The sequence below is a fragment of the Variovorax paradoxus genome, assembly GCF_029919115.1.
GTDB lineage: Bacteria > Pseudomonadota > Gammaproteobacteria > Burkholderiales > Burkholderiaceae_C > Variovorax > Variovorax paradoxus_O.
In genome coordinates, this window is the sequence record NZ_CP123990.1 from 770,551 (window position 1) to 784,081 (window position 13,531).

At 66.1% G+C, this 13,531-nt stretch carries 10 protein-coding genes; 7 read left to right on the plus strand and 3 right to left on the minus strand.

The features are described from left to right. Window positions 1-106: 106 nt before the first annotated feature. Window positions 107-3,004, minus strand: coding sequence for a valine--tRNA ligase (locus QHG62_RS03660; RefSeq protein ID WP_281149483.1), 2,898 nt, complete (start codon window positions 3,002-3,004; stop codon window positions 107-109). A gap of 108 nt (window positions 3,005-3,112) precedes the next feature. Here QHG62_RS03660 and yaaA point away from each other — a divergent pair, with 108 nt between their 5' ends. The 6 genes from yaaA (at window position 3,113) to QHG62_RS03690 (ending at window position 8,517) form a co-directional block, all read left to right on the plus strand. Further along, window positions 3,113-3,895, plus strand: a complete 783-nt coding sequence (yaaA, locus tag QHG62_RS03665) for a peroxide stress protein YaaA (RefSeq protein ID WP_281149484.1) — start codon at window positions 3,113-3,115, stop codon at window positions 3,893-3,895. A gap of 1 nt (window position 3,896) precedes the next feature. Further along, entirely contained in the window at window positions 3,897-4,736 is an 840-nt protein-coding gene (locus QHG62_RS03670) for a 2OG-Fe(II) oxygenase (RefSeq protein WP_281149485.1), read from the plus strand. A gap of 9 nt (window positions 4,737-4,745) precedes the next feature. Continuing rightward, entirely contained in the window at window positions 4,746-5,645 is a 900-nt protein-coding gene (locus QHG62_RS03675; RefSeq protein WP_281149486.1) for an alpha/beta fold hydrolase, read from the plus strand. Next, window positions 5,642-6,529 (plus strand): NADPH-dependent 7-cyano-7-deazaguanine reductase QueF, encoded by an 888-nt coding sequence (gene queF / locus QHG62_RS03680; RefSeq protein ID WP_281149487.1) that lies wholly within the window; start codon window positions 5,642-5,644, stop codon window positions 6,527-6,529. Before QHG62_RS03675 ends, queF begins: the two co-directional genes overlap by 4 nt. Before the next feature lie 112 nt (window positions 6,530-6,641). Beyond that, window positions 6,642-7,547 (plus strand): SDR family NAD(P)-dependent oxidoreductase, encoded by a 906-nt coding sequence (locus QHG62_RS03685; protein ID WP_281149488.1) that lies wholly within the window; start codon window positions 6,642-6,644, stop codon window positions 7,545-7,547. Window positions 7,548-7,626: 79 nt separating this feature from the next. Next, window positions 7,627-8,517 (plus strand): LysR substrate-binding domain-containing protein, encoded by an 891-nt coding sequence (locus QHG62_RS03690; protein ID WP_281149489.1) that lies wholly within the window; start codon window positions 7,627-7,629, stop codon window positions 8,515-8,517. 26 nt (window positions 8,518-8,543) lie between these two features. Here the strand turns inward: QHG62_RS03690 and QHG62_RS03695 are convergent, their stop codons facing one another. Both QHG62_RS03695 and QHG62_RS03700 read right to left on the minus strand, forming a co-directional pair. Continuing rightward, complete coding sequence (locus QHG62_RS03695) at window positions 8,544-9,905, minus strand: MmgE/PrpD family protein (protein WP_281149490.1); 1,362 nt, start codon at window positions 9,903-9,905, stop codon at window positions 8,544-8,546. Window positions 9,906-9,916: 11 nt separating this feature from the next. Then, window positions 9,917-11,080 (minus strand): acyl-CoA dehydrogenase family protein, encoded by a 1,164-nt coding sequence (locus QHG62_RS03700; RefSeq protein WP_281149491.1) that lies wholly within the window; start codon window positions 11,078-11,080, stop codon window positions 9,917-9,919. Between the two features lie 106 nt (window positions 11,081-11,186). Between QHG62_RS03700 and QHG62_RS03705 the strand changes: the two genes are divergently transcribed. After that, a complete protein-coding gene (locus QHG62_RS03705) occupies window positions 11,187-13,514 on the plus strand; it encodes an acyl-CoA dehydrogenase (protein ID WP_281149492.1) in 2,328 nt (775 codons plus the stop codon). Window positions 13,515-13,531: the final 17 nt, after the last annotated feature.

Genomic DNA, 13,531 nt, shown 5'->3' on the forward strand with positions numbered 1-13,531 from the left:
GACAAATTGGGCGTCGGTTCGTTCAGTTGAAGAATAAGGTTTTACAGTCAACGGCGGCGCAAAAAGCCGCCGTTGCCATGCTAAACCTTGCCCCGCCCCAAGTGTGTCAGCCGAGGCGCCTAAGCTGTTCGCGCAGCCGTTCAAGCATGGCCGTGAAGTCAGCCAGACGTTTACGTTCCTGCTCGATGACCGCTGGCGGTGCCTTGGCCACAAAGGCCTCATTTCCGAGCTTGCCGTTCACTTTGAGGATCTCGCCCTCGATGCGAGCAATTTCCTTGCCGATTCGCGCCCGCTCGGCGGCCTTGTCGATTTCCATGTGCAGGCAAAGCCGCGTGGTGCCAACCACCGCCACGGGGGAGGCTTCGGCTGCCGCCGACCACGAAGCCTCGTCGTCGAAGACCTTCACTTCCTTGAGCTTGGCCAGTGCCTGGAGCACCGGTGCCGCATCGCGCAGGAAAGCCGCGCCTTCGGCATCGTCGGCCACCGCGTAAAGGGGCAGGCGCACCGCGGGCGACACGTTCATTTCGCCTCGCAGCGTGCGGCAGGCGTCGACCAGCGCCTTCAGCCGCCCCACATGCGCTTCGGCCGCTTCGTCGATCTTTTCGGGCTGGCTCTTGGGATAGGCCGCCACCATGATCGATTCGCCCTCGCGCCCCGCCACCGGCGCCACTTTTTGCCAGAGCTCTTCGGTAATGAAGGGAATCACCGGGTGTGCAAGCCGCAGCAGCGCTTCGAGCGTGCGGATCAGCGTGCGGCGCGTGGCGCGTTTTTGCGAATCGTCGCCGGTCTGGATCTGCACCTTGGCAATCTCCAGGTACCAGTCGCAGAACTCGTCCCACGCAAACTGGTAGATGGCGTTGGCCACGTTGTCGAGCCGGTATTCCTCGAAGCCCTTGGCCACCTCGGCCTCGACGCGCTGCAGCTGCGAGGCAATCCAGAAGTCGGCGCGGCTGAACTTCAGGTAGCCGTGGGCCGGGCCGCCCACTGCGCACTCTTCCTTCGTGTGCTCGCGCAAGCCGCAATCCTGGCCTTCGCAATTCATCAGTACGAAGCGCGTGGCGTTCCAGAGCTTGTTGCAGAAGTTGCGATAGCCCTCGCAGCGCTTGCTGTCGAAGTTGATGCTGCGGCCCAGCGACGCGAGCGAAGCGAAGGTGAAGCGCAGCGCATCGGCGCCGAAGGCCGGAATGCCGTCCGGAAATTCTTTCTGCGTGTTCTTGCGCACCGCGGGTGCGGTCTCGGGCTTGCGCAGGCCCTGCGTGCGCTTGTCGAGCAGCTCGGGCAGCGCAATGCCGTCGATCAGGTCGACCGGGTCGAGCACGTTGCCTTCGGACTTGCTCATCTTCTTGCCCTGGGCATCGCGCACCACACCGTGGATGTACACGTCCCTGAACGGCACCTTGCCGGTGAAGTGCTTGGTCATCATGATCATCCGGGCGACCCAGAAAAAGATGATGTCGAAGCCCGTGACCAGCACGCTCGAAGGCAGGTAAAGCTCCAGGTCCTTGGTCTTTTCGGGCCAGCCGAGCGACGAGAAGGGCACCAGCGCCGACGAATACCAGGTGTCGAGCACGTCTTCGTCGCGGCGCAGCTTCTTGCCCGGCGCCTTTGCTTGCGCCTCCGCCTCGTCGTGCGCCACGTACACATTGCCTTCGTCGTCGTACCAGGCCGGAATCTGGTGGCCCCACCACAGCTGGCGCGAAATGGTCCAGTCCTGGATGTTTTCCATCCAGTGGTTGTAGGTGTTGACCCAGCTCTCGGGCACGAAGCGCACCTCTCCGGTCTTCACCACGTCGATGGCCTTCTGCGCGATCGACCGGCCGTCAGCGCCCGGGCGGGTCATGGCCACGTACCACTGGTCGGTGAGCATCGGCTCGACGATGGCGCCCGAGCGCGCGCAGCGCGGCACCATCAGCTTGTGCTTCTTCACCTCGACCAGCAGGCCGAGCGCATCGAGGTCGGCCACGATGGCCTTGCGCGCGACGAAACGGTCCATGCCGCGGTACTTCTCGGGTGCGTTGTCGTTGATGGTCGCGTCGAGCGTCAGGATGCCGATCAGCTCCAGCTTGTGGCGCTGGCCCACGGCGTAGTCGTTGTAGTCGTGCGCGGGCGTCACCTTGACCACGCCGGTGCCGAATTCCTTGTCCACGTAGTCGTCGGCAATGATGGGAATCAGACGGTCCACGAGCGGCAGCTTCACGCGCTGGCCAATCAGGTGCTTGTAGCGCTCGTCTTCGGGGTGCACCATCACGGCCGTGTCGCCGAGCATGGTTTCGGGGCGGGTGGTGGCAACGGTGAGCGTGCCGCTTCCGTCTTCGAGCGGATAGGCAATGTGCCAGAGCGAGCCGTCTTCCTCTTCGCTTTCCACTTCGAGGTCGCTCACCGACGTCTTGAGCACCGGGTCCCAGTTGCCCAGGCGCTTGCCGCGGTAGATCAGGCCTTCTTCATACAGAGAGACGAAGGTCTGCGTGACCACCTTCGACAGGTCTTCGTCCATGGTGAAGTATTCGCGGCTCCAGTCGACCGTGTCGCCCAGGCGGCGCATCTGGCCCGTGATGGTGTTGCCGCTCTTTTCCTTCCACTCCCACACCTTGGCGACAAAGTTCTTGCGTGCCTCGGCGGGCGTGGGGCCCATGTCGTGGCGGCTGATCTTTTGTTCCTGCAGCTGCCGCTCCACCACGATCTGCGTTGCAATGCCCGCATGGTCGGTGCCCGGCAGCCACAGCGTGTTGTCGCCCTTCATGCGGTGGTAGCGCGTGAAGCTGTCCATAATCGTGTGGTTGAACGCATGCCCCATGTGCAGCGTGCCCGTCACGTTGGGCGGCGGCAGCTGGATGGCGAAGGAATCGGCGCCTTCCTTGGGCTGTTGGGTGCCGCGGAAGCCGGCCTTGGCATAGCCGCGTTTTTCCCACTCCGGGCCCCAGTGCGCCTCGATGGCGGCGGGTTCGAACGATTTGGACAGGCTGTCCAGTCCAGGTTGGGCGGTGGGAGTGGTGGATTCGCTCATGGGGAGAATGCAAAACGGCACCCGCGGGTGCCGTCGGTCACAGGGTGGGAATGGCGGTGATTTTACCGGGGAGGTACCCCGTCATCGGCGCGCCCGATAATTCCGCGAATGCTGTTTCTGCTCTCCCCTGCGAAGTCGCTCGACTACGACACGCCCGTTCCCGATGAAATCCCCGCCACCAAACCCCATTTCGAGGCTCCCCGCGGCCCTTCGGCCGAACTGATCAAGCTGCTGCGCCAAAAGTCGCCGCAGCAGATCTCGGAGCTCATGCACCTGTCGGACAAGCTCTCCGCCCTCAACGCGGCCCGCTACCACGCCTGGGCCGGCAAGAGCACGCCAAAGAACGCCCGCCAGGCCGCCTTTGCGTTCGATGGCGACGTGTACGGCGGACTCGACGCGCGATCGCTCACGCCCGCGCAGCTGGAATGGGCGCAGGAACATGTCTGCATCCTGAGCGGCCTCTACGGCCTGCTGCGTCCGCTCGACCTGCTGCAGCCCTACCGGCTCGAGATGGGCACGCCGCTTGCCAACCGCCATGGCAAGGACCTGTATGCCTTCTGGGGCTCGCGCATTGCAGAGCACCTGAACGAGCGACTGGCCGCAGACCGCACGCCCGTGGTGGTCAATGTGGCCTCGCAGGAATACTTCCGGTCGGTCGACCTGAAAGTGCTCAAGGCGCGCGTGGTCGAATGCGTGTTCGAGGAATGGAAGAGCGACAGGTACAAGATCGTGAGCTTCTACGCCAAGCGCGCCCGCGGGCTGCTCGCGCGTTGGGCGGTGCAGCACAAGGCCGCCACGCCCAAGGCGCTGGAAAAATTCGATCTCGAAGGTTATGGTTTCGACGCCGGGGCCTCGACGGCCGAAAGACTCGTATTCAGGAGGAAGACTTGATATGTCACAGGCGATCAGCCCTGAGCTGAGGGAATGGCTGGTGTCGCAGCTCGCGGCAGGGCATTCGGTGCCGGCGCTGCGCGCGTCGATGCGCGCGGCCGGCTGGCAGGACGCCGCCACCGACCTCGCACTGGCGCAGCTCGAAGCCGGTTTCCCCCATGTCGAAGAGGCCAAGCCGCGCCGCACCGACATGCCCGGCCCCAACCTGGACGGCGCGCCGCTCTACATCGATGCGGGCGACCGCCGCGTTCAGGTGCTGCACACCATGCAGCATCCGCGTGTCGTCGTCTTCGGCAACCTCTTGTCCCCTGAAGAGTGCGAAGGCCTGATTGCCGCCGCGCGCGTACGCCTTGCGCGCTCGCTCACGGTCGAAACCCGCACCGGCGGCGAGGTGCTGAACGTCGACCGTACCAGCGACGGCATGTTCTTCGAGCGCGGCGAAAACGAAATCGTCTCGCGCCTCGAGCAGCGCATTGCCACGCTGCTGCGGTGGCCGGTGGAGTTTGGCGAGGGCCTGCAGATCCTGCGCTACGCGCCCGGTGCCCAGTACCGGCCGCACTACGACTACTTCGACCCTGGCGAGCCGGGCACGCCGACCATTCTCAAGCGCGGCGGCCAGCGTGTGGCCACGCTGGTCATGTACCTGCAGGAGCCCGAGCAGGGCGGCGCCACCACCTTCCCGGACGTCGGCCTGGAAGTGGCGCCCGTGCGCGGCACCGGCGTGTTCTTCAGCTACGACGAACCCGACCCCGCCACCCGCACGCTGCACGGCGGCGCACCGGTGCTCGCAGGCGAAAAGTGGGTGGCCACCAAATGGCTGCGCGAACGCGAATTCAAATAAAACGAACCCATGAAGCTTCAAGCCAACGGACTGCAGATCGAGGTCGAAGACACCGGCGGCGAAGGGCGCCCGGTCGCCTTGCTCATCATGGGCCTGGGCATGCAGCTCGTCGGTTGGCCGCAGCCTTTTGTGCAGGCGCTGGTCGATGCGGGCTTTCGCGTGGTGCGGCATGACAACCGCGACATCGGCCTGAGCCAGGGCTTCGATCATGCCGGCACCGGCAACATCGTGTGGGAAAGCATTCGCCAGCGCCTGGGCCTGCAGGTACGGTCGGCCTACACGTTGCAAGACATGGCGCGCGATTCGCTCGGCGTGCTCGACGCTCTCGGCATCAAGCATGCGCACGTCATCGGCGCCTCGATGGGCGGCATGATTTCGCAGCACCTGGCCGCCGATGCACCCGACCGCGTGACCAGCCTTGTCAGCATCATGAGCTCGAGCGGCGCGCGCGGCCTGCCCGGGCCCCGGAGCGACGTGGCCGCCATGCTGCTGCGCCGTCCGCTGGGCCGCGGCGAGGCCGAACTGGTGGCGCACAGCATCAAGCTGCTCAGGCTCATCCAGAGCCCCGCCTATCCGCAAAGCACCGAAGAGCTCGCCGAGCGCCTTACCTTCAGCATGCGCCGTGCCTACCGCCCGGCCGGCATGTTCCGCCAGATGCTCGCCATTGGCGCCGATTCGCGCAGGCCCGAAGTGCTGCCGCGCATCAAGTGCCCGACGCTGGTGCTGCATGGCGAAGCCGACGCGCTCGTGCCCATGGTCTGCGGGCAAGACACCGCCAAGCGCATTCCGGGCTCGAAATTCATCAGCATCCCCGGCATGGGCCACGACCTTCCGCCCGAGGTGTGCGCCATCCTCGTCAATCACATCGCCCCGTTCCTGCACGCGGCCGAAGAACACCACAAGCCATGAGCCTGGACAACATTCCCCCCAACCCGAACCCGAACACGAACACGCCCGAGCAGTCGCAGCTGGGCCGCGCCTCCGCCTATGCGGACAAGTACGACCCCTCGCTGCTTTTTCCGATTGCACGCGCCGCCCAGCGCGAAGCCATGGGCATTGCCGCCGGCGCGCTGCCTTTCTTCGGCGCCGATCTCTGGACCGCGTTCGAAGTGAGCTGGCTCAATCTGCGCGGCAAGCCGCAGCTGGCCATCGCGCACTTCACCATTCCCTGCGAAACGCCGAACATCATCGAGAGCAAGTCGTTCAAGCTGTACCTCAACAGCTTCAACAGCACCGCGTTCGCGAGCATCGATGCCGTGCGCGACCGCATGCGTGCCGACCTGTCCGAGGCGCTCTGGCGCGGCAGCGACCAATCGGCCGGCATCGGCGTGAAGCTGCTCGCACCCGACATGTTCGACCGCGAGCCCGTGCACGAACTCGACGGGCTCGACCTCGACCGGCTGGACATCGAGTGCACCCACTACCAGCCCGCGCCCGAGCTGCTGTCGAGCGATGCAACCCAGCCCCCGGTGAATGAAACGCTCACCAGCCGCCTGCTCAAGAGCAATTGCCTCGTTACGGGCCAGCCCGATTGGGGCAGCGTGCAGATCCGCTACAGCGGCCCTGCCATCGACCAGGCCGGCCTGCTGGCGTACATCGTGAGCTTTCGCAACCACAACGAGTTTCACGAGCCGTGTGCCGAGCGCATCTTCACGGACATCTGGAACCGCTGCAAACCGAACAAGCTCGCGGTGTATGCGCGCTACACGCGGCGCGGCGGGCTCGACATCAACCCGTTTCGCACCAGTTGGCCGCAGGCGCTGCCGCCGAACATCCGAACCGCGCGGCAATAACCGGGTGGGGCCCGCTGAAGCCCCTCTTCGGAAATCCGGAACTCGCCAGCCGGCTCCTGTGGCATTCTGGAATTGCCCGTGAACTGCGGGCGGATTTCTGGAGCAGACACACATGGTTGAAGGAAAAGTGGTCGTCGTCACCGGCGCGGGCGGCGGCATCGGGCGCGACATTGCACTGGCCATGGCCAAGAGCGGCGCCAAGGTGGTGGTCAACGACATCGGCGCCGCGCTCGACGGCGCAGGCGGCAGCGCGGGCCCCGCGCAGCAGGTGGTCGACGAGATCCGCGCCGCTGGCGGCCAGGCCGTGCCCAACACCGACAGCGTGGCCGAAGCCGCCAGTGCGGCGCGCATCGTCGAATGCGCGGTCGAGAGCTTCGGCCGCATCGATGCAGTGGTCAACAACGCCGGCATCCTGCGCGACCGCTTCTTCCACAAGATGTCTGTCGACGAATGGGACGCCGTGATCAAGGTGCACCTCTACGGCGCCTACTACGTGAGCCGTGCGGCAGCCACGCATTTCAAGGAGCAGAACTCCGGCGCCATGGTGCACATGACCTCGACCTCGGGCCTGATCGGCAACTACGGCCAGGCCAACTACGCGGCGGCCAAGCTCGGGATCGCGGCGTTGTCGAAGTCGATTGCGCTCGACATGCTCAAGTTCAACGTGCGTTCCAACTGCATTGCGCCCTTCGCATGGAGCCGCATGATCGGCGCCATTCCCACCGACACCGACGAGCAGCGCGCCCGCGTCGACAAGATCAAGCAGATGACGCCAGCCAAGGTGGCGCCGCTCGCGGTGTACCTTGCCAGCGAAGCCGCCGGCGCGGTCAACGGCCAGATATTTGCGGTGCGCAACAACGAGATTTCGCTCATCAGCCAGCCGCGGCCAGTGCGTTCCATTCACCGCTCCGAAGGTTGGACGCCCGAGAGCATTGCCGAGCACGCCATGCCCGCCATGCGCGCAAGCTTCTTTCCGCTGGACCGCTCGGCGGACGTGTTCAGCTGGGACCCGGTCTGAGGCCAAACCACGAGAAGGGCGCATACAGCGCCATTCGGCCGACAATGCACGCTTCTTTCCTTCCTGGCGCGCTTGTCCGGTGAACCTGCATTTCGACCTGTTCGACCTGAAACTGTTCGTCTACGTGGCGGACGCGCGCAGCCTCACCCGCGGCGCCGAGAAAGCCTGCATCTCGCTCGCGGCGGCCTCCACCCGCATCAAGCAGATGGAAGAGGCCGTGGGCGGCAAGCTGCTGCACCGCAGCGCGCAGGGCGTGAGCCTGACGGCCGCGGGGCAGGCGGTGCTCTACCATGCCAAGCGCGTGATGCAGCAGATGGAGCACCTGCGCTGCGACATGCAGGACTTCGGCAAGGGCATCAAGGGCCATGTGCGCGTGTTCGCCAACACCACGTCGATCACCGAATACCTGCCGCAAAAGCTGGCGGGTTTTCTCACGCAGCATCCGGCCGTGCAGGTCGATCTGCGCGAGTACCTGAGCGAAGAAATCGTGCGCGCCGTGGCCGACGGCGAGGCCGACATCGGCATCCTGGCGGGTGATGTGCACACCGGTGAATTCGACGCGCGCCCCTTCGGCAGCAACCAGCTCGTTCTGGTGGTGCCCGAGACGCATCACCTGGCCGGCGCGCCCTCTGTGGCCTTTGCCGACACGCTCGACGAGCAGCATGTGGGCCTGCACCACGGCAGCGCCATCCACCGCTTTCTGCAGCGCCGTGCCGAGCTGGCCGGCCGCGGCTTCAACCCGCGGATCCAGGTCAGCAGCTTCGAGGCCATCTGCCTGATGATCGAAGCGGGCGTGGGCGTCGGCGTGCTCCCGGCCTCGTCGGCGCAGCGGCTGTCGATGGCGATGCGGATCTCGACGGTGGCACTCAGCGATGCATGGGCGGAGCGAGAACTCAAGTTGATTGCACGCGACCGCGAGCAGCTGCCGGCTTCGGCGCGCGAGCTGTTCGATCACCTCGTCGCGCCTTAGCAGCAGGCGCCGGCACCTTGCTGCCTTCAGGGCAGCCAGCGTTCCACGCGCGGCGCGTCGGCCAGCTGCCAGATGCGCTGGCACAGCGCCTTGGCTTCTTCGGCCGTGGCACCCTCGCCGTAGTGCGCAAGGCGCTGCATCTTGTCTTCGATCTCGGCGCGGCTCAGCGTGTTGCCCGGGTCGCCCTTGGGTTCGTCGACGCGGCCCTGCAGCATGCGGCCGTCGCGGGTCTGCACGCTCACCTTGCCGATCCAGCGCGCGGGGTAGGCGGTGTCGACTTCGGCATCGAGTTCCATTGCCACCTTGTCGCGGAACGCCGCCACCTCGGGCGCGAGAAAGTCGCGGTCGAATTCGCCGAGCCCGGCGCGGCCGTGCACCGCAATGAGGCCCAGCACCGTGCCCATCGAGAACTTGCCCTGGTGCACCGTGGCCGGCACTGTGACGCGGCCGAGCACGTCGATGGCGCCCTGGTGCACATGCGTGGTCACGCGGGCCACGTCATCGGGCTTGAGGCCGTGCTGAGTCATCACGTGCAGCAGTGCATCGGCCGCGGGATGGGTGTGGCGGCACGAGGCGTGGTACTTGAACGAGGTTTCGGCCAGTGCCCAGCGTGTGCCGAGGCGATCGGTGAGGCGGGCCGGATCGGCGTCGCTCGACATGCCAACGCCAAGGCCCTGCGCACCTTCGAGCACCTTGGCGGCGCCCGTGAAGCCGTCTTGTGCAAGGTAGGCCGACATGAGTCCGCTGGCTGCCGCGTGCGCGCAGTGCAGCTGCTTGGAATCGGCCGCATCGCGCAGAAACTCCCACACGCCCGCCGATTGCGTGCCGGCCGAGCCGAAGGCATGCAGCATCTGCTGCGGCGTGAGCTTCAAAAGACTACCCACCGCCGCGGCCGCCGCCAGCGTGCCCGCCGTTGCCGTGGTGTGAAAGGTCTTGTAGTGCGAGCGGCCCAGGAATTCGCCCACGCGGATGCCCACCTCGTAGCCCGCGACCACGGCCGCCAGCAGTTGCGCACCGGTCGCGCCGATGCTCTGCGCCACGGCCAGTGCCGGTGCAATGACGACCGCGGCCGGGTGGAACACCGAGCCGTTGTGCACGTCGTCCTGCTCCACGTAGTGCGAAGCCGCGGCGTTGACCAGCGCGGCGAACACCGGTGAGCTGGTGCGGCGCGAGGTGAGTATTTCGCTCGGCCCGTTTGCAGGGCCCATCATCTGCGCAAAGCGCTCGATGGAGCGCACCGGCCGCGCAGTACGGGCCGCGAGCACTGAACCGAGCCAGTCGAGCATCAGGTCCTCCGTGCGGCGCAGCACAGGCGCGGGAATGTCCGCGAACTTCAGCTCGGCGGCGAAGGTGGCGAGCACCTTGCTCGGGTGGGTCGAATCTGTCATGGTCAGTCCCTTCAGAACGAGCGAGGCAGGCCGAGCATGTGCTCCGCCACGTAGCTCAGGATGAGGTTGGTCGAGATCGGCGCGACCTGGTAGAGCCGCGTCTCCCGGAACTTGCGTTCGATGTCGTATTCGCAGGCAAAGCCGAAGCCGCCATGGAACTGCAGGCAGGCGTTGGCGGCCTCCCAGCTGGCCTTGGCCGCAAGATACTTGGCCATGTTGGCCTGCGCGCCGCAGGGCTCGCGCGCATCGAACAGGCGGCAGGCTTCATAGCGCATGAGGTTGGCGGCTTCGATTTCGATGAAGGCCTCGGCAATCGGGAACTGCACGCCCTGGTTCTGGCCGATGGGCCGCCCGAACACCACGCGCTCTTTCGTGTATGCCGTGACCTTGTCGATGAACCAATAGCCGTCGCCGATGCATTCCGCCGCAATCAGCGTGCGCTCAGCGTTGAGCCCGTCGAGGATGTACTTGAATCCCTGGCCCTCTTCGCCGATCAGGTTCTCGGCCGGGATCTCGAGGTTTTCGAAGAAGAGTTCGTTGGTCTCGTGATTCACCATGTTCAGGATGGGCTGCACCGTCATGCCGTTGCCGACGGCTTCCCGCAGGTCGACGATGAAGATCGACATGCCTTCGGACTTCTTCTTCACGTCCGCGAGCGGCGTGGTGCGCGCCAGCAGGATCATCAGGTCCGAATGCTGGATGCGCGAGATCCACACCTTCTGGCCGTTGATCACGTACCGGTCGCCTTTCTTCACGGCCGTGGTCTTGATCTTGGTGGTGTCGGTGCCCGTGCTGGGCTCGGTCACGCCCATCGACTGCAGCCGCAGCTCGCCGGTGGCAATGCGCGGCAGGTAGTTGCGCTTCTGCGCCTCGCTGCCGTGGCGCAGCAGCGTGCCCATGTTGTACATCTGACCGTGGCAGGCGCCGGAGTTGCCGCCCGAGCGGTTGATTTCTTCCATGATCACCGAGGCTTCAGTGAGCCCGAGGCCGGAGCCGCCGTACTCCTGCGGAATGAGCGCGGCCATCCAGCCGGCCTTGGTGAGCGCATCGACGAACTCGGCGGGGTAGCCGCGCGCTTCGTCGACCTTGCGGAAATACTCGTTGGGAAATTGCGCGCACAGGTCGCGCACGGCATCGCGGATATCGGAAAAACGGGTGTCGTTGCTGCTGTTCATCCACCGAATCTATGCCTCTCCCGCGCGAGGCGGTTCTGTGATTGCGAAACCCTCCCTTCGCCAAATGCAAATGCCGCGCGGCAGGGTGTTCTGTCACGCTGCGGCGATGGACACCGAATCACTCTCCGCAATACGCGAAGCCGCGCTCGACTACTTCGTTCGCAGCCGTTCCATCCAGCGCCGTCGCGAGCGCATGGAACGCCCCGATGCCGACGAGGCGCAAGGCTGGAGCGCGCTGGCCGAGCTGGGCTGGACCGGCATGCTGGCACCTGAATCGGCCGGCGGTATGGCCTTGGGGCTCACGGGTGCCGCGCAAGTACTGCGGGCGGCCGGCGAGCACGTTGCGCCCGAACCGCTGCTGGCGGTGGCGGGCCTTAGCGCGCTGCTGCTGGCGCGGCTCGAATCGAAGAGCGCGCAGTCGCTGCTTGCGGACCTCGTGGCCGGCCGCAGTTTGCCCGCATTGGCTTGGCAGGAGAGCGCGGGCGACCTGAGCGCCGTGCCGCTGGCCTGCGGCTGCGAACCGCGCGCGGGCCATGCGGGCGGCGTGCTGCTGCAGGGCGAGAAGCTCATGGTGCTGCCCGGCGCGGCGGCCAGCGGCTGGCTGGTGTCGGCAAGGGGCAGCGACGACGCGGTGCTGCTATGGGTGCCGCGCGGCACGACCGGCGTGAGCGAAACCCTGATGCCGCTGGTGGACGGCAGCCAGGCTGCGAGCCTGCGCTTCGAACAGGTGGAGCTGCCGCCCGAAGCAGTGCTGGCGGAAGGCCCCGCCGCGCAAGATGCGCTGCGCCATGCGCTGGCTGCCGGCCAGATCCTGCAGGCCGCCGAACTGCTGGGCGTGGGGCAGGCCATGCTCACCCAGACGCTGGCGTACCTGCGCACCCGCTCGCAGTTCGGCAAACCCATCGGCAGCTTCCAGGCGCTGCAGCACCGCTGCGTGGACATGTTCATTCACCTCGAAGTGGCGCAAGCCACGTTGGCGGAGGTGCTGTCGCTCGCCACCCAGGGGCTCGCGGCCGACCGGCTCGAAGCCGAGGCCAGCCGCGTGAATGCCCGCTGTACCGCCGCGGCGCTGCAGGTCTCGCGCGCGGCGGTGCAATTGCATGGCGCCATCGGTTACACGCAGGAGTGCGACCTGAGCCTCTACTACAAGCGCACGCTGTGCCTTTCGGCATGGCTCGGCAATGCCGCTGCGCACCAGCGCCGCCATGCCATGCTGGCCGAAGGCGGAGAGGCGCGAACCGGCGCGGCCGAATGGAAAGGCGAGTTTCCGCGCACGGCCGACTGGAGCGCGATGACCGAAGCGGATTTCCGCCGCATGGTGCGCGGCTTTCTGCAGCAGCGTTACCCTCAGCAGCTGCGCTACCTTTCGCACCGCGCCCGCTGGAGCGAGATACGCGACTGGTATCTCACCCTCTCCGAACAAGGCTGGATCGCACCGGCGTGGCCGCAGGCGCATGGCGGCATGGGCCTGCCTGCCGACAAGCTCATTGCATGGATCGAGGAGCTGGAGCAGTACGGCGTCGCGCGCACGCCAGACCAGGGCATCGTGATGATCGGGCCGCTGTTGATCCAGCACGGCACGCCCGAGCAGCAGGGCCGCTTTCTGCCCCGCATACTGAGCGGCGAGCATGTGTGGTGCCAAGGCTATTCGGAGCCCAACGCCGGCTCCGACCTGGCCGGGCTGCGCACCGAGGCGGTGGCGGGGCGCGATGCAGAGGGCGACCACTTCATCGTCAACGGCCAGAAGATCTGGACCACGCTGGCGCAGGACGCCAATCACATCTTCATGCTCGTGCGCACCGACAAGGCCGCGCGCAAGCAAGAGGGCATCAGCTTTCTGCTGTGCGACCTGCGCACGCCGGGCATCACGGTGCGGCCGATCCACACGCTTTCGGGCGAGCCCGCGTTCTGCGAGGTGTTTTTTGACAACGTGCGCGTGCCGGCCGAAAACCTGGTGGGCAAGCTGCACGGCGGGTGGACGATTGCCAAGGCGCTGCTGGGCTTCGAGCGCATTTTTCTCGGCAGTCCCAAGCAGTCGCAGTACGCGCTCGGCCAGCTCGCGCGGCTTGCGCAGGCGCGGCGCCTTTTTGCAGACCCGGTGTTTGCGCAGCGCTTTGCGGCACTGCGGCTCGACGTGCTCGACCTATCGGCCGCGTACACGGGCTTTGCCGACATCGTGCGCGCGGGCAAGCCGCTGCCCGCCTCGGTGTCGCTGCTGAAGATCTGGGCCAGCGAAACCTATCACCGCATCGGCGCATTGCTGATCGAGGCCGGCGAAGAACAGGGCGCGGTAGCCGGCGACCAGGTGCTCGACGGACAGACCTTCAACGTGCTGTCGCCGTTGATCGGCTCCACGGCCGCAATGATCTACGGCGGAACCAACGAGATCCAGCGAAACATCCTCGCGCGGCAGGTGCTCGACCTGCCTGTTTGAAACGGTTGCGTTCGCCC

What these genes read in the sequence shown, in the direction of transcription:
- QHG62_RS03660 (WP_281149483.1), bottom strand. Translation starts at nt 3,004, where the DNA reads ATGAGCGAATCCACCACTCCCACCGCCCAACCTGGACTGGACAGCCTG.
- yaaA (WP_281149484.1), top strand. Translation starts at nt 3,113, where the DNA reads ATGCTGTTTCTGCTCTCCCCTGCGAAGTCGCTCGACTACGACACGCCC.
- QHG62_RS03670 (WP_281149485.1), top strand. Translation starts at nt 3,897, where the DNA reads ATGTCACAGGCGATCAGCCCTGAGCTGAGGGAATGGCTGGTGTCGCAG.
- QHG62_RS03675 (WP_281149486.1), top strand. Translation starts at nt 4,746, where the DNA reads ATGAAGCTTCAAGCCAACGGACTGCAGATCGAGGTCGAAGACACCGGC.
- queF (WP_281149487.1), top strand. Translation starts at nt 5,642, where the DNA reads ATGAGCCTGGACAACATTCCCCCCAACCCGAACCCGAACACGAACACG.
- QHG62_RS03685 (WP_281149488.1), top strand. Translation starts at nt 6,642, where the DNA reads ATGGTTGAAGGAAAAGTGGTCGTCGTCACCGGCGCGGGCGGCGGCATC.
- QHG62_RS03695 (WP_281149490.1), bottom strand. Translation starts at nt 9,905, where the DNA reads ATGACAGATTCGACCCACCCGAGCAAGGTGCTCGCCACCTTCGCCGCC.
- QHG62_RS03700 (WP_281149491.1), bottom strand. Translation starts at nt 11,080, where the DNA reads ATGAACAGCAGCAACGACACCCGTTTTTCCGATATCCGCGATGCCGTG.
- QHG62_RS03705 (WP_281149492.1), top strand. Translation starts at nt 11,187, where the DNA reads ATGGACACCGAATCACTCTCCGCAATACGCGAAGCCGCGCTCGACTAC.